The sequence below is a fragment of the Pseudomonas sp. NPDC088885 genome, assembly GCF_044750025.1.
Classification (GTDB): Bacteria; Pseudomonadota; Gammaproteobacteria; order Pseudomonadales; family Pseudomonadaceae; genus Aquipseudomonas; species Aquipseudomonas rustica.
Genome location: NZ_JBIVJB010000042.1, coordinates 20,233 through 38,218, shown reverse-complemented (window position 1 = coordinate 38,218; position 17,986 = coordinate 20,233). Strand labels below are relative to the sequence as shown.

At 60.6% G+C, this 17,986-nt stretch carries 18 protein-coding genes and 1 pseudogene; 12 read left to right on the top strand and 7 right to left on the bottom strand.

All coding sequences use genetic code 11. The features are described 5' to 3' along the window. Positions 1 to 359 precede the first annotated feature (359 nt). The 8 genes and pseudogenes from ACIP1X_RS17405 to ACIP1X_RS17370 form a co-directional block, all read left to right on the top strand. Positions 360 to 512, top strand: a pseudogene (locus ACIP1X_RS17405) (sensor histidine kinase); the annotation flags it as partial. After that, positions 509 to 1,255, top strand: coding sequence for a LytTR family DNA-binding domain-containing protein (locus ACIP1X_RS17400; RefSeq protein WP_007911111.1), 747 nt, complete (start codon positions 509 to 511; stop codon positions 1,253 to 1,255). The pseudogene ACIP1X_RS17405 and the gene ACIP1X_RS17400, both read left to right, overlap by 4 nt. 138 nt (positions 1,256 to 1,393) lie before the next feature. Beyond that, positions 1,394 to 2,335 (top strand): hydroxymethylbilane synthase, encoded by a 942-nt coding sequence (gene hemC / locus ACIP1X_RS17395; RefSeq protein ID WP_159814389.1) that lies wholly within the window; start codon positions 1,394 to 1,396, stop codon positions 2,333 to 2,335. Beyond that, on the top strand, positions 2,332 to 3,093 hold the full coding sequence (locus tag ACIP1X_RS17390) for a uroporphyrinogen-III synthase (RefSeq protein ID WP_212550212.1): 762 nt from the start codon (positions 2,332 to 2,334) through the stop codon (positions 3,091 to 3,093). Before hemC ends, ACIP1X_RS17390 begins: the two co-directional genes overlap by 4 nt. 16 nt (positions 3,094 to 3,109) lie before the next feature. Further along, positions 3,110 to 4,252, top strand: coding sequence for a uroporphyrinogen-III C-methyltransferase (locus ACIP1X_RS17385; RefSeq protein ID WP_212546200.1), 1,143 nt, complete (start codon positions 3,110 to 3,112; stop codon positions 4,250 to 4,252). After that, positions 4,249 to 5,487 (top strand): heme biosynthesis protein HemY, encoded by a 1,239-nt coding sequence (locus ACIP1X_RS17380; protein WP_053124954.1) that lies wholly within the window; start codon positions 4,249 to 4,251, stop codon positions 5,485 to 5,487. Before ACIP1X_RS17385 ends, ACIP1X_RS17380 begins: the two co-directional genes overlap by 4 nt. Before the next feature lie 219 nt (positions 5,488 to 5,706). After that, positions 5,707 to 6,258 carry a disulfide bond formation protein B gene (locus ACIP1X_RS17375; RefSeq protein ID WP_400753825.1) on the top strand — a complete coding sequence of 184 codons (552 nt, stop codon included), beginning with the start codon at positions 5,707 to 5,709 and terminating at the stop codon, positions 6,256 to 6,258. A gap of 184 nt (positions 6,259 to 6,442) precedes the next feature. Continuing rightward, the gene (locus tag ACIP1X_RS17370) at positions 6,443 to 6,901 is read left to right on the top strand and encodes an Rsd/AlgQ family anti-sigma factor (protein WP_053124949.1); all 459 of its coding nucleotides are present in this window, start codon (positions 6,443 to 6,445) and stop codon (positions 6,899 to 6,901) included. A 58-nt stretch (positions 6,902 to 6,959) separates the two neighbouring features. Here the strand turns inward: ACIP1X_RS17370 and ACIP1X_RS17365 are convergent, their stop codons facing one another. Beyond that, positions 6,960 to 7,625 carry an FKBP-type peptidyl-prolyl cis-trans isomerase gene (locus ACIP1X_RS17365; protein WP_053124947.1) on the bottom strand — a complete coding sequence of 222 codons (666 nt, stop codon included), beginning with the start codon at positions 7,623 to 7,625 and terminating at the stop codon, positions 6,960 to 6,962. A 193-nt stretch (positions 7,626 to 7,818) separates the two neighbouring features. On the opposite strand from ACIP1X_RS17365, the gene ACIP1X_RS17360 reads away from it, so the two are divergent. After that, the gene (locus ACIP1X_RS17360; protein ID WP_400753822.1) at positions 7,819 to 9,063 is read left to right on the top strand and encodes an AlgP family protein; all 1,245 of its coding nucleotides are present in this window, start codon (positions 7,819 to 7,821) and stop codon (positions 9,061 to 9,063) included. Here ACIP1X_RS17360 and ACIP1X_RS17355 read toward each other — a convergent pair. After that, positions 9,060 to 9,521, bottom strand: coding sequence for a TIGR02444 family protein (locus ACIP1X_RS17355; RefSeq protein ID WP_400753819.1), 462 nt, complete (start codon positions 9,519 to 9,521; stop codon positions 9,060 to 9,062). The genes ACIP1X_RS17360 and ACIP1X_RS17355 overlap by 4 nt on opposite strands. Before the next feature lie 50 nt (positions 9,522 to 9,571). Here ACIP1X_RS17355 and ACIP1X_RS17350 point away from each other — a divergent pair, with 50 nt between their 5' ends. The 3 genes from ACIP1X_RS17350 to rhtB all read left to right on the top strand — a co-directional run bounded on the left by ACIP1X_RS17350 (position 9,572) and on the right by rhtB (position 12,890). Further along, positions 9,572 to 11,482: an ATP-binding cassette domain-containing protein gene (locus ACIP1X_RS17350; RefSeq protein ID WP_053124941.1), complete on the top strand. Its 1,911-nt coding sequence runs from the start codon at positions 9,572 to 9,574 to the stop codon at positions 11,480 to 11,482. Next, positions 11,482 to 12,063, top strand: coding sequence for a mechanosensitive ion channel family protein (locus ACIP1X_RS17345; RefSeq protein ID WP_016985893.1), 582 nt, complete (start codon positions 11,482 to 11,484; stop codon positions 12,061 to 12,063). The genes ACIP1X_RS17350 and ACIP1X_RS17345 overlap by 1 nt, the downstream gene beginning before the upstream one ends. A gap of 194 nt (positions 12,064 to 12,257) precedes the next feature. Then, the gene (gene rhtB / locus ACIP1X_RS17340) at positions 12,258 to 12,890 is read left to right on the top strand and encodes a homoserine/homoserine lactone efflux protein (RefSeq protein ID WP_053124937.1); all 633 of its coding nucleotides are present in this window, start codon (positions 12,258 to 12,260) and stop codon (positions 12,888 to 12,890) included. A gap of 196 nt (positions 12,891 to 13,086) precedes the next feature. Here rhtB and ACIP1X_RS17335 read toward each other — a convergent pair whose 3' ends face one another. The 5 genes from ACIP1X_RS17335 to ACIP1X_RS17315 form a co-directional block, all read right to left on the bottom strand. Next, positions 13,087 to 13,833, bottom strand: a complete 747-nt coding sequence (locus tag ACIP1X_RS17335) for a penicillin-binding protein activator LpoB (RefSeq protein WP_400651508.1) — start codon at positions 13,831 to 13,833, stop codon at positions 13,087 to 13,089. A 3-nt stretch (positions 13,834 to 13,836) separates the two neighbouring features. Then, positions 13,837 to 14,424, bottom strand: coding sequence for a penicillin-binding protein activator LpoB (lpoB, locus tag ACIP1X_RS17330; RefSeq protein WP_016772610.1), 588 nt, complete (start codon positions 14,422 to 14,424; stop codon positions 13,837 to 13,839). 36 nt (positions 14,425 to 14,460) lie between these two features. Beyond that, a complete protein-coding gene (locus tag ACIP1X_RS17325; RefSeq protein ID WP_007911131.1) occupies positions 14,461 to 14,835 on the bottom strand; it encodes a YcfL family protein in 375 nt (124 codons plus the stop codon). A gap of 15 nt (positions 14,836 to 14,850) precedes the next feature. After that, entirely contained in the window at positions 14,851 to 16,245 is a 1,395-nt protein-coding gene (locus tag ACIP1X_RS17320; RefSeq protein WP_159814374.1) for a COG3014 family protein, read from the bottom strand. A gap of 195 nt (positions 16,246 to 16,440) precedes the next feature. Next, positions 16,441 to 17,844: a COG3014 family protein gene (locus ACIP1X_RS17315; RefSeq protein WP_400753816.1), complete on the bottom strand. Its 1,404-nt coding sequence runs from the start codon at positions 17,842 to 17,844 to the stop codon at positions 16,441 to 16,443. Positions 17,845 to 17,986 lie beyond the last annotated feature (142 nt).

Below are 17,986 nucleotides of genomic sequence, written 5' to 3'. Positions count from 1 at the left end.
GCCGCCCCAGGACTGATTGGTCTTGTCAGTGCTCATGAATTCGCTCGTATCGGCTTGAAGAAAAAAGGCGTGAAACGCTGGCGCGGATAATAACAGGGTTGCCAATCCTGTCGTTGACACTGGTCGATACGTTTTTTTCTCATCGAACCGGCCATAGTCGGCACTGCTCCCGGGGGATTTGCGTAAGGATATTTTTCGATTGAGCAATATCGGCCCGACGAGCGTCTACAGTAGGACATAAGGGTCGGCGCGACTTTGGATCGCGCAAAGGTCTGGTCGCCGACTATAAGAAGAGGGGGTGGGTGTAATTGTCCTTCGGCAATTCCTGCGAAAAACGCGAGAAACAGCGGGCTTTGAGCGGTACGACGCGGACTCTGGCAAATATTGCTGGCCGACGTACGGCACTTTTTGGCGCTCGGGCTAGTCTTAGCGTGGATCGCGGTGACGGACGTCACTTCACCTGTCTACGCTATCCTTGTGCGAGACTCACGCAGGAATCCAGCGCAATATGAATGTCCTGATCGTTGATGACGAACCACTGGCTCGCGAGCGCCTCAGCCGAATGGTGAGCGAGCTCGAGGGTTATACAGTTCTGGAGCCCAGCGCCACGAATGGCGAGGAGGCGTTGGCACTGATCGACAGCCACAAGCCGGATATCGTCTTGCTCGATATCCGCATGCCAGGCCTCGATGGCCTGCAAGTTGCTGCCCGTCTGTGCGAACGAGAAACGCCGCCCGCCGTGGTGTTTTGCACCAGCCCCGATGAATTTGCCGTGGAAGCCCTGCAGGCCAGCGCCGTGGGCTATGTGGTGAAACCCGTGCGAACTGAACATCTGCATGACGCCCTGAAACGGGCGGAACGTCCCAACCGGGCGCAACTCTCGGCCCTGACCCGTCCCGCTGCCGAAAGTGGCACCGGCCCGCGCAGCCATATCAGCGCCCGCACCCGCAAAGGCATCGAACTGATCCCGCTGGATCAGGTGGTCTATTTTATTGCCGACCACAAATACGTGACCTTGCGCCACGAGGCCGGCGAAGTGCTGCTTGATGAGCCGCTCAAGGCTCTCGAAGACGAATTCGGCGAACGCTTTGTGCGGATCCACCGCAACGCCCTGGTCGCCCGCGACCGCATCGAACGTCTGCAACGCACGCCGCTGGGGCATTTCCAGCTGTTCCTCAAAGGCCTCAATGGTGATGCGCTGATCGTCAGTCGTCGGCACGTGGCCGGCGTACGCAAAATGATGCAGGGCCTGTAAGCCGGACTTTTCCGGCGGCTCACTGTTCTTTTCACCGGGCATGGCGGGCCAGGGAGGCCGCGCCGAGGCTGATTCAAGTCAAAGTGGATTTGGCTGAGCTGTTATTATCCGCCGTATCTATTCAGTACGGATTGATCCATGTCCTCTCGCGAAATCCGCATCGCCACCCGTAAAAGTGCGCTGGCCCTTTGGCAGGCCGAATACGTTAAAGCCCGTCTGGAAGCGGCCCATCCGGGCCTGCTGGTGACGCTGGTGCCCATGGTCAGTCGCGGCGACAAGTTGCTCGATTCGCCACTGTCGAAAATCGGCGGCAAGGGTCTGTTCGTCAAAGAACTGGAAACCGCGCTGCTCGAAAACGAAGCCGACATCGCCGTCCACTCGATGAAAGACGTGCCGATGGACTTTCCTGAAGGCCTCGGTCTGTTCTGCATTTGCGAGCGCGAAGACCCGCGCGATGCCTTCGTTTCCAACACCTATGCCAGCCTCGATGCGTTGCCTGCGGGCGCCATTGTCGGCACGTCGAGCCTGCGTCGTCAGGCGCAATTGTTGACGCGTCGCCCGGATCTGCAAATCCGCTTCCTGCGCGGTAACGTCAACACGCGTCTGGCCAAGCTCGATGCCGGTGAGTACGACGCGATCATCCTCGCGGCGGCCGGTCTGATTCGCCTTGGTTTCGAAGAACGCATTACCTCGGCGATCAGTGTCGATGACAGCCTGCCGGCCGGTGGCCAGGGCGCGGTCGGCATCGAATGCCGCAGCGCTGACACTGAAATCCACGCCTTGCTTGCACCGCTGCATCACGCCGACACCTCGTCGCGCGTGACTGCCGAACGTGCCCTCAACAAACATCTGAATGGCGGCTGCCAAGTGCCGATCGCCTGCTACGCCGTGCTGGAAGGCGAGCAGTTGTGGTTGCGCGGTCTGGTCGGCGAACCGAGCGGTGGCTTGCTGCTCAGCGCTGAAGCTCGCGCACCACGGGCTGATGCCGAAGCGTTGGGCGTGCGGGTCGCCGAAGACTTGCTGAGCCAGGGCGCAGCCGAGATTCTCAAGGCAGTCTATGGCGAGGCAGGTCACGAGTGACCGCTTGGCGCCTGCTGCTGACGCGCCCTGCGGAAGACTGTGCGGCGCTGGCGGAGACGTTGGCGGCGCAGGGTGTTTTCAGTAGCTGCTTGCCGCTTCTGGACATTGTTGCGCTGTCGGTCTCTGACAATATTCGTCAGGCGATGGCGCGCTTGCAGAGTTGTAACGCGGTGATCGTGGTCAGCAAACCGGCGGCGCGCATTGCGCTGGATCTGCTTGGCAATTCATCTGCGCTAACGATGCCTTGGTTCAGCGTCGGCGCGGCGACCGCACAGATTCTGCGCGAGCATGGCCTTGACGTGAGCTTCCCGGACGATGGCGATGACAGCGAAGCCTTGCTGCAATTGCCGCGTCTGCGTGAAGCGGTCAGCCAGCCCGGCGCGCAGGTGATGATCCTGCGTGGCGAGGGCGGGCGCGAGCTGCTCGCCGAGCGTCTGCGCGCGCTAGGTGCTAGTGTCGAGTATCTGGAATTGTATCGACGCGACCTGCCAGCGTACGCGCCGAAAGAGCTGCCACGGCGGTTGCAAGCGGAACGCTTGAACGGGCTGGTGGTCAGCAGTGGACAGGGTTTTGAGCACCTGCGCGAAATGGCCGGCGATGCCTGGCCGGAAATTGCGCAATTGCCGTTGTTTGTACCAAGCCCGAGAGTCGCCGAGCTGGCACGTGCCGCCGGGGCTCAAACAGTTGTGGATTGCCGCGGCGCGAATGCCGCGGCTTTGCTGACGGCGTTACGGGAAAATCCCGGGCCCGTTCTCTAATGCAAAGGATGGATACGTGAGCGAAACAGCCTTGCCTAAAGATGATGTCCAGCCTGTGATCGATGCTCAGGTTGAAACTCCACCGCCGGCCAAAGAGCCGCGCCGAGGCAATGGACTGGCCATCGTCGCCCTGTTGCTTGGCGCAGCCGGCGTCGCGATCGGTGGCTGGGGTGTCTGGCAGGTGCGTCACCTGCAGACCAACACGCAAGCGCAGTCGGGTGAAGTGCAGGCGCTGAACGATCAGGCACAGACCCTGAAGCTCAACGAGCAGCGCCTGACCGAGCGCCTCGCGCAGTTGCCGGGCGCCGATGAACTTGCCGAACGCCAGCGTCTGGTGACACAGCTTCAGGGCGATCAGCAGCGCCTCAATCAACGTCTGGAAACCGTCCTCGGCGCAAGCCGCAAGGACTGGCGTCTGGCCGAGGCCGAGCATCTGCTGCGTCTGGCCAGCCTGCGTCTTTCAGCGTTGCAGGACATCAGCAGCGCTCAGGCACTGGTGCAGGGTGCCGACGAAATCCTCCGCGAACAGAACGATCCGGGCGCCTTCGCGGCCCGCGAGCAAGTGGCAAAAACCCTCGTCGCCCTGCGCAGCACCGAGCAGCCGGATCGCACCGGATTGTTCCTGCGTATCGGCGCGTTGCGTGATCAGGTGGTCGGCCTTACTGAGCTGGCGCCCGAGTACAAAGATCGCGGCGAATCGCTGCTGGGCCTGACCGCTGACGGTGACGGCGCCAGTCGTTGGGCGCAGTGGTGGGATCAGGTCTCGCGTTACATCCGCATCGATTTCAATGCGGATAAAAACGTGCGGCCGCTGCTGGCCGGGCAGAGTCTGAGCCAAGTGCGCCTGGCCCTGAGCCTGGCCCTGGAGCAGGCGCAGTGGGCGGCCCTCAATGGTCAGGCGCCGGTGTACACCCAGGCCATGGCCGAAGCGCGTGATGTGCTCAAAGGCAATTTCAATCCGGACAACCCGCAAAGCAAAGTGATGCTGGAACAGGTCGGCGAGCTGAGCAAAGAACCGGTCACCGTCAACACGCCGGACATGACCGGCACCCTGAGTGCAGTGCAAGGCTATCTCGAACGCCGTAACGTCAACGCTGAAGAATCGGTGAAACCGTTCGCCAAACCTGCCGCGAATGCTGCGCAGGAGGCCACGCCATGAAACGCCTGTATGTGATCGTGTTTCTGGTGATCGCGGCGACGGCAGCGCTTGGGTTTGCGGTGGCGCAGCATTCCGGTTACGTGCTGATCGCCTACAAGAGCTTCCGCTATGAAGCGAGCCTGTGGGCAACGCTCGGGCTGATCGCGGTGTTGTGGCTGCTGATCTGGGGCATCAAGGCCTTGGTTGAATTGGTGATGGCTTCCAGCGGTGTGGTCAATCCTTGGTCGCGACGCAATCGCAGCCGTCGTGTGCAAGTGGCGATCGAGCACGGTCAGCTGGATCTCGCCGAAGGTCGTTGGGCCAGTGCGCAGCGGCATCTTTCTCGCGCCGCCGAGGCCGAGCGCCAGCCACTGCTGTACTACCTCGGAGCCGCCCGTGCGGCCAATGAGCAAGGCAATTACGAAGAATGCGATCGTCTGCTGGAGCGCGCACTGGAACGTCAGCCGCAAGCCGAGCTGGCGATTGCCCTGAGTCATGCGCAGTTGCAGACCGATCGTGGCGACACCGACGGTGCGCTGGTCACCCTGCAAGCCATGCACGAACGCCATCCGCACAACGCGCAAACCCTGCGCCAATTGCATCGCCTGCATCAGCAGCGCGGGGATTGGTCGGCGGTGATTCGCCTGCTGCCAGAGCTGCGCAAAGACAAAGTGCTGCCGCCAGCCGAACTGTCTGAACTGGAGCGTCGTGCCTGGGGTGAAAACCTCTCGCTGGCTGCACACCGCGAAGAAGACGGCACCGTGGGTTTGCAGTCGCTTCAACGGGCCTGGCAGCAACTCACTTCGGCTCAGCGTCAAGAAGCGCCGCTGGTGCTGGCCTACGCCGAACAACTGCGTCAGCTGGGCGCTCAGGTCGAGGCGGAAGAAGTGCTGCGCACCGCGCTCAAGCGCCAGTACGACAGTCATCTGGCGCGTCTCTATGGCCTGGTGCGCGGCAGCGATCCGGCGCGTCAGTTGCAGACCGCTGAAGGCTGGCTCAAGGAACATCCAAATGATCCGAGCTTGCTGCTGACCCTCGGCCGTCTGTGTCTGCAGACCAGTCTGTGGGGCAAGGCGCGCGACTATCTGGAAAGCAGCCTGCGCGTGCAGCGCAACCCGGAAACCTGTGCGGAGCTGGCGCGTCTGCTGGCGCAGCTCGGCGACACCGATCGCAGTAATCAGCTGTTCCAGGAAGGCCTTGGCCTGCTCGATGAGCGTCTGCTTGCTGCGCCATTGCCGGTGCCGGCGCGCGTCTGAATCGACGAGGGAGTTCGCTCCCTCGTGTAGGTTTCCCGACCGAATAATTCCCCGCAAATGGGCGCCAGAGGCAAAGTCCTACGAGCGCCTTCTTCATTTCCTTCCTGCCCTGTCGGGTTTTCCCTACACCTTTGCCGAAGTGTCGGCAGCCCCTTGCCTTGAAAGGCTTACGCGCTTTCCTCTACCGTAACTACCTGTCTCTACTGTTACGGAAAAGCCATGTCGTTGGCCTGCTCACGCTCCTTGTTTTTCATGGCTTTCACTGCGGGGGCCGTTGCCCTGGGAGCTTCCTATTACCTCGAATACGCGATCGGGCTGGCGCCGTGCAGTCTGTGCCTGGTGCAGCGTTTGTTTCTGACGCTGCTGACGGCCGTCTGCGGTTTGGCGGCGGTGCATGGCCCGCAACGTGTCGGTCTGTCGCTCTATTGGCTGGCGGCGCTGGGTGCCAGTCTGGTGGGCACGACGGCGGCCTGGCGGCAGGTGCTGTTGCAGAGTGATCCGCTGTTGCAACTGGTGGACTGTTCGCCCGATCCCGAGACCCTTTTCAGCCGTCTGCCGTGGCTGTGTGCGACGCTGCGGATGTTTAACGGCAGCGCCGATTGCGCCGAAATTTCCTGGACGCTGTTTGATTTGAGCATCCCGGAATGGAGTTTGCTGTTCTTTGTCGGGGTGTCGATTCTGGCGTTTTATCAACTGCTGCGGCTGGTCTGCAACGCTCTGCAACGACCGCTCAGCGGCGAAGCGTCGCACCAAGGGCTGGTCAGGGATTAAACACTTGTATGAACTTTATCTCCTGCGTACCTTGATGCCATAGGCGCGCGGGCATAATCTGGCCCGCACGTGTCATTGGAATTATGTTGCTCGATGACGCTCTGCCCGGCCGCCCTCCAAGCGATAAACCAGAAGAGAGGCGCGGGTGTAGAGCAGCATGACCCACAAGGGAAGAGAGATCGCCATGCTCGAAAGTTGTCAGAATGCTCAGGAACGTTGGGGTGGAGTTCATCTGCTGATCGACCGCTGGTTGCAAGAGCGTGAAGATCTGATCGGTGCCTACGACAATCTCGGTGCACAGCCTGAGTCGCTGTCCGAGAGCCGCAAGCCTTTGCAGGAATTCTGCGGCGTGCTGGTCGATTACGTGTCGGCCGGGCACTTCGAAATCTACGAACAGCTGACTGGCGAAGCCAAGGCGTTCAACGACAAACGCGGTCTGGAGCTCGCCGAGACAATCTACCCGCGCATCGACGTGATCACCGAGAAGCTGCTCGCGTTCAATGACCTTTGCGATGAAGGCAAATGCGTTGCCGAGAAATTCAAAGAACTCGGTGGTTTGCTGCACGAGCGCTTCGAACTCGAAGACTGCCTGATCGAAGTGCTGCACACAGCACACAAGGAAGAAGATCCGGTTCAGGCCTGATTTTTTTCTCTGATCAAAAAAACGGTGCGCCCAAAGCGCACCGTTTTTTATTGCCTGCTCAACTGCTCGCGCCGCGCAACTCCACTTCAAATACCAGCGGTGTAAACGGTGCGATCAAGTCGCCGGCACCATCGGCGCCATAGGCCTGATCCGATGGAATCACCAAACGCCATTTCGCGCCCACCGGCATGTTTTGCAAAGCGCTGCGCCAACCGGCGATCACGCTGTCGAGGTTGAACCATTGCGGCTGAGTGTTCTGATCGAACACGGTGCCGTCCGGCAAGCGACCGACATACAGCACCTGCACTTTTCCATCCGGACCGGCCTTGTTGCCGGTGCCTGGCGAAAGCTCGGTGAGGAGGATGCCATCGGCCAATTCCTTCACGCCCGGTTTGGCTTTTTCAGCGGTGAGAAAACGCTGTTCATTTTCCATCGCGGCATCGCTCGAAGGCTGTGTCGAGTGCTCGGCATTTTGCGCTTCGTGATCGGCCAGAACCTGTTCGATACGCGCTTCACTCAGCGCCAGCGGCTTGCCTTGATACGCCTGCTGCAAGCCCTCGACCAATGCCTGAATTTGTAGCTGCGGGACTTCCTGACGCAGCCGTTCACCCAGGCTGGCGCCGAGGCTGTAGGCCAGATCGTGAGCATCGTTCGCAGTGGATTTTTCGTCAGCGTGGGCTGCAGAAAAGATCACGCAGAGGGATAAAAAAAAGTAGCGCGACATGGTCACTGCTCCGTCCTGAATTGCGCAGGATTATGCCAGCGCAAACGTCTGCAACGGTGAACTGCTTTTGCCTTTGTGCAGAACATTTTCACTTCGTTGCAACGCAACTGTTTCGATACTGTCAACATGACCTAGCGGCGGTGTCAGCAGAGGTCTAGTATGAGCCGCACTCACGTCAGCCAGGAGGTAAACCATGTCGGCCACCAAGAAGCCTGTAAACACTCCGTTGCACTTACTCCAACAACTCTCGGGCAGCCTGCTCGAGCATTTGGAAAACGCTTGCTCGCAAGCCTTGGCTGATGCTGAAAAACTGCTCGCCAAGCTGGAAAAGCAACGCGGCAAGGCGCAAGAAAAACTGCACAAATCCCGCACCAAATTGCAGGACGCAGCCACTGCCGGTAAAGCCAAGGCACAGACCAAAGCCAAAGGCGCAGTGAAAGAACTGGAAGACCTGCTCGATGCGCTGAAGGATCGTCAGTCCGACACCCGCAGCTACATTCTGCAACTCAAGCGCGATGCCCAGGAAAGTCTGAAACTGGCCCAGGGTGTTGGCCGCGTTCAAGAAGCAGTGGGCAAGGTATTGTCGACTCGCTCGGCCAAACCAGCGGCGGCACCGGCGAAGAAAGCTGCTGCAAAACCTGCTGCAGCCAAAGCTCCGGCGAAAACTGCGGCGGCCAAGCCTGCTGCAAAAGCGGCTGCTAAATCCGCTGCCAAGCCTGCTGCAAAAGCACCGGTGAAAGCCGCTGCAAAATCAGCGGCCAAAGCAACTGCAAAACCCGCAGTGAAGAAACCTGCTGCGGCGAGCGCTGCAAAACCAGCAGCTAAAACCACAGCGGCAAAACCTGCTGCGCGGACTGCCGCTGCCAAGCCGGCTACCCGTGCCGCTGCTGCTAAACCAGCTGCGAAGCCAGCCGCTGCCAAAGCTGCTCCAGCGAAAACCGCCGCTGCTAAACCGGCCGCCAAACCTGCTGCCAAAGCTGCGGCAAAACCTGCTGCTAAAACTGCCGCTGCAAAACCCGCTGCCAAGACTGCCGCTAAACCAGCAGCAGCCAAGCCTGCGGCAAAAGCGCCAGCCAAAGCTGCTGCAAAACCGGCTGCAAAACCAGCCGTGAAAGCCGCCGCCAAACCGGCAGCCAAGCCAACCGCTAAACCGGCCGCTGCTGCCAAACCAGCGACTGCTGCTGCCAAGCCTGCTGCTGCAAAACCAGCCGCCAAGCCAGCTGCGAAACCAGCCGCAAAACCAGCCGTTAAAAAGCCAGCCGCTGCCAAACCAGCTGCCGCCAAACCGGCTACCGCGCCTGCCGCCAAACCTGCCGCACCGGCAGCGTCGGCTGCACCATCGGCACCTGCTCCAGCCGCTACGACCTCGACGCCATCGACTGCGCCATCGCCAGCCGCTGTGTCGAGCACCAGCAACAACCCAACCAGCGCTTCCTAAACGCCGGTCGCCGCGACGCGCAGCAATTGCAGCGCGTCGCGGTTCGGGTTGGCCGCCGTGCCGGCCAAGCCTTCAAGCCAGGTCATCGAACCTGCATCGTTTCGCGTCCATTCCTGCGCCACACCTTCAAGCCGTGACAGCAACGCTCGCTCAGCTTCCAGCTCAAGTGATTTGATCTGCTCGCGCATGCCTTTCAACACCGCGTCATCCATCGCCCGTGCTTTCCATTGCATACGCAGTGTCCGCAGCGGTTGCACCACTTCGATATCCCATGGCGCGGTCAGCGCCTGAAGTTCGCTGACGCGTTGTTCATCGCAGGTCACCCCGCGTTGCTCCAGCCATAAACCGCACAACAGCAGGCATACGTTCGCGCCCGCCGTTTGCAGTTGCAGGCAGGCGTCTTCCACGCCCGGACGGGCGTAGGTGGCAAGGGAAAAGCTCCACAGGTCAGAGGACATCGTGCTACTCGCGCCAGTTGTGAGCGAAGCTGGTAGACTCCGCCGCCATTATGATCCGACTTCAGAACCTGACTTTACAGCGTGGCCCGCAACGTCTGCTAGAAGACGCCGAGCTGACCCTGCACGCCGGCCACAAAGCCGGCCTCATCGGTGCCAACGGCGCCGGCAAATCGAGCCTGTTCGCCTTGATTCGGGGCGAACTGCACCCCGACTCGGGTGACTGCTTCTTGCCGGCTGACTGGCGCATCGCCCACATGCGCCAGGAAATCGAGACGCTCGAGCGCCTTGCCGTCGACTATGTGCTCGATGGCGACCTGCGTCTACGCGAGGTGCAACGTGACCTCGCCGCTGCCGAAGCCGCGCATGACGGTGCCGCTCAGGCCCGTCTGCACTCGGAACTCGACAGCGCCGACGGTTACACCGCCGATGCGCGAGCGCGCAAGTTGCTCGCCGGTCTCGGTTTCACCAACGAGCAGATGGATCGTCAGGTCGGGGATTTCTCCGGCGGCTGGCGGATGCGTCTGAACCTGGCGCAAGCCTTGATGTGCCCGTCGGATTTGTTGCTGCTCGACGAACCGACCAACCACTTGGATCTCGACGCCATCATCTGGCTCGAAGAGTGGCTGAAAAACTACCCGGGCACTTTGCTGCTGATTTCCCACGACCGTGATTTCCTCGACGAAGTCGTCGATCACGTCGCGCATGTCGATCAGCGCAAGATCACCTTGTACCGCGGTGGCTACAGCGCCTTCGAGCGCGCTCGTGCCGAGCGTCTGGCCCAGCAACAACAGGCCTACGAGAAGCAGCAGGCGCAGCGTGCGCACATGGAAAGCTACATCGCTCGCTTCAAGGCGCAAGCCACCAAGGCCCGTCAGGCGCAGAGCCGGATCAAGGCCCTGGAGCGCATGGAAGAGTTGTCGGCGGCCCACGTCGATTCGCCGTTCGACTTCGTCTTCCGCGAGTCGACGAAGATCTCCAGCCCGCTGATCGACCTGTCCGATGCCAGCCTCGGTTACGGCGACAAAACCATCCTCGAGAAGGTCAAGCTGCAACTGACCCCGGGTGCGCGGATCGGCCTGCTCGGGCCGAACGGCGCGGGTAAATCGACGCTGATCAAGAACCTCGCCGGTGAGCTATCGCCGATCGCCGGGCGCCTGACCCGTGGTGAAAACACCGTGGTCGGCTACTTCGCCCAGCATCAGCTCGACTCGCTGGACTCCAAGGCCAGCCCGTTGCTGCACATGCAGCGTCTGGCGCCGAGCGAACGCGAGCAGACCCTGCGCGACTTCCTCGGCGGTTTCGACTTCCGTGGCGCGCGCATTGATGAGCCGGTGCTGAATTTCTCCGGTGGCGAAAAGGCACGTCTGGCTTTGGCGTTGATCGCCTGGGAACGCCCGAACCTGCTGCTGCTCGACGAACCGACCAACCACCTCGACCTGGAAATGCGCCTGGCGCTGACCATGGCGCTGCAGGAATTCAGCGGCGCGGTATTGGTGGTATCTCACGATCGGCACTTGCTCAAGAGCACCACCGATAACTTCTACCTGGTCGCGGACGGCAAGGTCGAAGAGTTCGATGGCGACCTCGAAGATTACGCGCGCTGGCTGGTGGAATACCGTCAGCGCAACGCGCCGGTCAGCAACACTCCGGTCAACCCGGACAAGACCGACAAGAAGGCTCAGCGTCAGGCTGCCGCTGCTCTGCGTCAGCAACTGGCACCGCACAAGCGTGAAGCTGACAAGCTTGAAGCTGAACTGGGCAAGCTCCACGAGAAGCTCGCCAAGGTCGATGCCAGCCTCGGCGACAGCGACATCTACGAGCCGGCGCGCAAGAACGAATTGCGTGATCTGCTCGCCGAACAGGCCAAACTGAAGGTTCGCGAAGGCGAGCTGGAAGAGGCGTGGATGGAAGCCCTCGAGGTGCTGGAAAGCATGCAGGCGGAGCTGGAGGCGCTGTCCTGATGGAAGCGTTCAAGCTGCCGCTGCCGGCGGTGTGGGTCGAGCCAATCTGGTTCACCGTGCAGATTCTGCTGATCCTGCTCGCCGGCTATCTCACTCAGCGCTTCGTCGCTAAAGGCCTGACCCGGTTGGGCGAGCGCTATCCGTTCCCGCCGCAGTTGCTGATGCCGCTGCGCGGCGTGTTGCGCTGGCTGATCATGGGCAGCGCGCTGATCTTCGTCTTGGAGCGCCTCGGTGTCTCGGCCACGGTGTTGTGGACGGCGCTGTCGGGTTTCGTCGCGGTAGCGGCGGTGGCGTTCTTTGCGATGTGGAGTGTGCTGTCGAACCTGCTCTGCGCGATTCTGATCTTCACGGTCGGGCCGTTTCGGCTGGGCGATATCGTTGAACTGGTCGACACCACGGACAAGCCTGGCGTGAAGGGGCGGGTGGTGGCGATCAATCTGCTCTACACGACGTTGATCGAAGCGGAAGAGTTGGGGACGGGGAGCGCGATGGTGCAGGTGCCGAACAGCTTGTTCTTCCAGCGCTCGGTGCGGCGTTGGCGCGGGACGGATGTGTTTCCGTCGAGTGGTTTCGAGAAGTAGATTCTGTGGCGTCTGTTCTGACGCCTTCGCGAGCAAGCCCGCTCCCACATTTGGAATGCATTCCCCTGTGGGAGCGGGCTTGCTCGCGAAGGGTCCCTCAGCAACGCCTGCAACATTCAGCAAAAAATCGGTAGTCATCCATTCAAACCCGCATTAGCTTAGGCATTTGTCACGAGCATGAGTCGAGGTGTGCGATGGAGCTTCAAACATGGCTGGCGTTTTTTGCCGCCTGCTGGGTGATCAGTCTGTCCCCGGGTGCTGGCGCCATTGCGTCGATGTCCAGCGGTCTGCAATACGGGTTCTGGCGTGGTTACTGGAACGCGCTCGGCCTGCAGATTGGTCTGGCCGTGCAGATCGCGATTGTCGGCGCCGGTGTTGGCGCGATCCTGACCGCTTCGGCCACAGCCTTCCACGCGATCAAATGGTTTGGTGTCGCTTACCTCGTGTATCTGGCCATCAAGCAATGGCGCGCGCAGCCCATGGACATGAGCGATGACGCGGCAGTGCGGCCGATCGGCAAGCCGCTGGCGCTGGTATTCCGTGGCTTTCTGGTGAACATCAGCAACCCCAAGGCCCTGGTGTTCATGCTCGCGGTGCTGCCGCAGTTCATCAATCCGCATGCGCCGCTGCTGATTCAGTACGTGGTGATTGGCGTGACGATGGTCTGCGTCGACCTGATCGTGATGGCGGGTTACACCGGTCTGGCGTCGAAGGTGCTGCGCCTGTTGCGCACACCGCAGCAGCAGAAACGCATGAACCGCACGTTTGCCGGGCTGTTCATCGGCGCGGCAGCGTTTATGGCGACGCTGCGCAAAGCAGCCGCCTAAAGCGCTCAGGCACAAAAAAGGCGACCTCCAGAGGTCGCCTTTTTTATTGCCCGGTCTGGCGAGTGAGCTTTTGTGGCGAGGGGATTTATCCCCGTTGGCTCGCGCAGCGGGCCCTCTTGATCTTAAAAGAGGGGGCCGCTGCGCAGCCCAACGGGGATAAATCCCCTCGCCACAGAAAAGCATTTCTCCAAATCAATCAGCGCAGGATCACCGGCGCAGTATCACGCGGCAAATTGTTGCGCTGCGGTGCTTCACGCGGCTGTTCATAACCGTCGCCACCACCAAGCTGCATGCTCAGCTGCCCGGCCACGTCCTCACCCAGCGCCTTCGACACGTCACGTACCACCCGTGGGCGGTTCAGCGAGATCTTGATGTCGCGGTGGTTCACCAGTTTGGTGTCCTGCGCTTCGCCCATCGCCGTGAAGGCCGAAGTGATCTCGAAGGTCTTGGTATTGATCAGGCTGAAATCCGCCACCAGCGTCAGGCCCAGCACCGCCGAATAGCTGTCGGTGTTCGCCAGTTCGTTGATGTCCTGGGTGAAGTCGATGTCCGACACGGTACCGAACAGCACGTAGTCGGCGCCCTTGAAGTTGCCGGCCTTGATCCGCTTGATCACGTCGTAGACGTCACCCTTGGACGACGCGGTGTACGGCGTGCCCTGCACCAGCTGGAACATGCCGGTACGCAGAATTTCACCCTTGATGTCGCCGGTGAATTTACGCAGCTCGCCTTGTTCGATGTAGCTGGTGCTCGCTTCGATCTCGTTGTAGCTCGAAGAGCCGCTCGCGCTGTAGTAACCCTCGCGATGGCTGCTCTGCGCCGAAACGATGTGGATGTATTGCTCCACACGCTCCTGATACGCCAGATCGGTTACCGCAACTTTCGGGGCCGCTTGCACGCTGAACGCGCAAGCCAGGGCCATCATGCCAATCCATGCGCGCATCAATTAACGCTCCGTGGTTTTGCGAATCTCTTTTTCGTCCATCCACTCGGCCAGACCGCTTTCAACGTCGATCAATTGCAGGCTGAATTTGTAGAAGACGTCCTTGTAGTCGCTGCTGCGCTTGACGATCGAGCTGATCGAACCTTCGATGCGGTACTTGGCGGCAACCATGTTGCCCGTCTTGGCCACGGTGCTCTTCTTGTACAGACCGCTCTGGTTTTGCAGCTTGAGCTGGTCAACCTGGCTCTGCATCGCATTGTTGTCGCTGGCGAAGCGGGCTACGCCGGTCTTCATCAGCTGAGTCTTGATGCTGGTGGTGATTTCGCGGGTGTCGATGTACTCGCTGGTCTTGTTCTTCACGTCGTAGACCTGAACCACCGGACGGCCCTGCAGGATGCCGGACTGGGCCAGCGAGCGGGTCATCGACTCGGCGATCATTTGCAGGTCGGTCGAACCGAATTCGTTGGTCACGGTTTCAACCGCTTTGGTGTCGCCGTAGCTGATGTTCTTGCTGCCCAGGGTCGGCGAAGTGTTGGCGCAACCGGAGGCGAGCAGGGCGATGACGGCGATGCAGGAAAAGCGTGCAAACATGGGAATGCTCTCTAAATCAGGAATAGGGTGGCGGGCTTACGGCGTCTTGATTTCCAGACGGAAGTCCACGGCTTTCGGGGTCGGGGCGATGCCCTGAATGAAGCTGGTCTGGGCGCCGTACATCATTTGGCTTTTCCAGACTTCTTCTTCGGCGATCGGGAAACCTTCCGCACCGAGCCAGGCGAAGCGGTAGTAGAAAATCTTGTTGCTGTTGAGGGTGTTGCTCAACTGCACATTGACCGTCATGAAGCCGTTTTCGCGGGCGACGCGCATGGCGCCGACGACGATGTGTTTCTGCGGCCCCATGGCCACGACTTTGCTCGCGGCGCTGCCCGGCTCAGGTGGTGGCGGGGTGGCGCAGCCGCTCGCCAGCAAGGCGAGGGCGGCGACGGCGATGAGTTTGAAGCGCATGCAAAGACTCCGTTCTTAAGGTTGTTTGAGGCTGGCGACGTTGGTCGCGCTGGCGCTCGGCATCACGTGGGCGGCGATACCGCCGGCGAACACCTGGTTACCGACGGCGCGCAGGCTGATCACTTGATAACGCTGATCGATGGTGACCTTGACCACCGAGCCGCCGACGGCGCTCGGCAGGGTGACCTGATGCTCACCTTTCTTCAAGCGCAGACGCACCACTTGGGTGTTGTCCGGCAGGGTGCGCCACGTACGGGTATCGGCACCTTCGAGCACAGCTGAAGAAATACCCACGGCGAGACCGGCCAGGGGGCTGGTTTCGTTGAGCTTCTTTTGCGCCACACCTTTGGTGATCGCGCGCACGGTGGTGCGGACGATGATGCCCGGCATGTCATCACGCAGGGCGCGGCGAGACATGGCGGTGGTGCTGTTGAGTGCGGTCAGATTCACTTGCTGACCGTCGACACCAATCTGCGCAAAAGTCGCAGTGGAGGTGTCCGCTTTGATGATCGGGAACGACAGCGGGGTGATCACCACGTTGTTGGCAATCGGCAATGGCAGCGGGATGCGGATCGAGTCACGCGCCGGGGCCAGACCGCTTTGCACCACGATCAGGATGTCGCTGTCATCGGACTTCGACGGCTTGTCGAGATCGATCAGCGCTTGTTCCAGCAGTGGCGTGTTCGGGCGCAGTTCGGCGGCTTTGCGGTAGCCCGGCGCGGCGAGGTCTTTTTCGCCCAGCGCTTCGTATACGTAGCCGGCCAGGTAATGGCTGAACGCACTCTGGTAGCTGTTCTTCAGGCCGACCACTTCCGGCGCGTCGAGGCTGGCGACCGGGTAACCCTGCAGGTCTTTGTACTGCGTCTTGACGCCTTCTTTCTCGGCCTCTTCTTCGCTCTTGAGGTATTCCTTGTCGCGCAGGTCGGCGATCACCGCTTCACGTTCGTGAGTCTTTTTGATTGCGGTGCGGGCGCCGTCGAAATCGTTGACCGCCAACAGGTTCAGGGCCATCTGCGTGGTCAGCATGACTTTTTCGTAGTCGTAGCCTTCGTAGCGACGCACCTTGTCGTTGACGATGAAGCTGCCGAACTGGGCCAGGTACTTGCCGGTGTCGAGCTTGACCGAATCTTCCCACTGACCGACCACCACATCGGCGCTGGTCCAGGCGTTCTGGCTGCCGGACAGGTCGCCCTTGGCGCGCAACAACTCACCTTTCTCGAAGTAATAGAGCAGGTCTTTGTCCGCGCTGGAGTTGTTTTTTTCCAGCAGGGTCAGCGCCGCGTCGACGTTGCCGGAGGCCAGTTGCTGGTTGGTCTGGGCCAGTTCCGAATCGTAATTGCGAAAGGCCGAACAGCCGGACAGCAGAGTGACGGCGCTGAGCGCGATCAGAGTGGGGGCGCGGAATGCCATGGGGTGACGTCTTCCCTGAGTGCAGATAAATGCAGCCGCGTTTGCTGGTCGGGCTGATAGGACCGATCGACAGTGGCGTTGGCCTCCTGCCAATTCCTCATAACCAGAGGAGCTTTAATGCCGTTTCGCCATAGCGAAGGCGCGGCATTATAAGCGCGGGATGATGGCGATGTAATAGCTTTTTAATTGCACTGGTTAGTTAGGTGCCATTACGGCCGCTGCCGGTGTTTCGGGGAACAGCCACGACGAACCGATGAAAAAGCCTTGATACAAAAAGACCCGCAGGCTCAATAGCTGGTGGCTTTGGTCGATGCGCACGGTCAGGCCGCCCTCTGCACCTTCGTAGGGAAAACGCACGCGGTGCAGGCCTTTTTTCAGGCGCAGCCGGGCGACCAGGGTTTTGTCCGGCAGGGTGCGCCAGGTGCGCGTGTCAGCCTCTTCGAAAGGGTCGGGATCGGTGACTACCAGCGAAGCCTTGGAAGGATCGCGCTGGTTCTTGTCGGCCTGGCCGATGGCGGCCATGTTGGCGCGGAACATCGCCCGCGAAATGATCTGCGGCATGTCATCGCGCAAGGTACGCATGGCCATGTCGGTGACGCTGTTGATCATCGTCAGTTTCTGCTGTTTACCGTCGACGACGATATGCGTCAGGGGCGGCGTGAGGGTGTCGGGGAGCATCACCGGAAACGAGATCGGCGCAACTATCGTCAGGTTTTCGTTGAGGCGCACCGGAATCGGCACTTGCACCGAGCTGCGCGCCGGGGCGAAACCGCTCTGCACCACGATCAGAACTTCGCTTTCATCATCGTCCGGCCCGGGCTTGTCGAGATTGCGCAACGCGCTTTCGAGGAAGGGCACGCCCGGACGCAACTCGATCGCCTGACGATAACCCGGCGCCGCGAGCGTGCGTTCGCCCAAGGCTTCATAGGTGAAACCGGCCAGATAATGGCTGAACGCACTTTGGTAACCGTTCTTCAGCTCGATGACCTGCGGAGCGTCGAGGACGGCGACCGGGTAGCCTTGCAGGTCTTTGTAATGCAGCTTGATCCCTTGCTGCTTGGCTTGCTCTTCAGCCTCTTCGTATTGCCGTTCGCGCTGGCGGGCAATCAGGGTTTCACGTTCGTGGGTTTTCTTGATGTCGGCGCGGGCCCCGTCGAAATCGTTGTCTGCCAATTGATTGAGGGCCATCTCGGTGGTCAGCATGACCTTTTCGTAGTCGTAGCCTTCGTAACGCAGAAGCTTGTCATTGACCAGCATCGTGCCCATTTCATTGCCGAAACGGGTCAGCAGTTTCATGGGCGCGGAGGGCACGGCGTCTTCACGCTGGATAATCATCTGCTCAGCGGTGCGCCAGGCTTCCTGACTTTTTGGCAGGGCGGTGCCAGCGCTGAGAATCGCGCCTCGCTCCAGGTAATACAGCAGATCCTTGTCTTCCCAGGGATTGTTGACCTTCAGCACGTACAGCGCTTCGTTGAGGTCGCCCTTGGCCATCTGGTCGATGGTTTGCTGCATTTCCTCATCGTAATTGCGGTAAGCGGCGCACCCGCTCAGTTGCACGATGGCGCTGAGCAGCAGGAAGAACGGCAGGCAATGGCGCATGGAGACGGGTTCTTCCTTGAACGGCAAAGGCTGGGAGGTGACGCATTATAGGGGCGGTTGGCGCCCGGAAGTGGTCATCGAATTCAGCGCTGAAACATATCAAACACCGACAAAGCTTGAGGGAAATGGCGCCGGAGTGAAC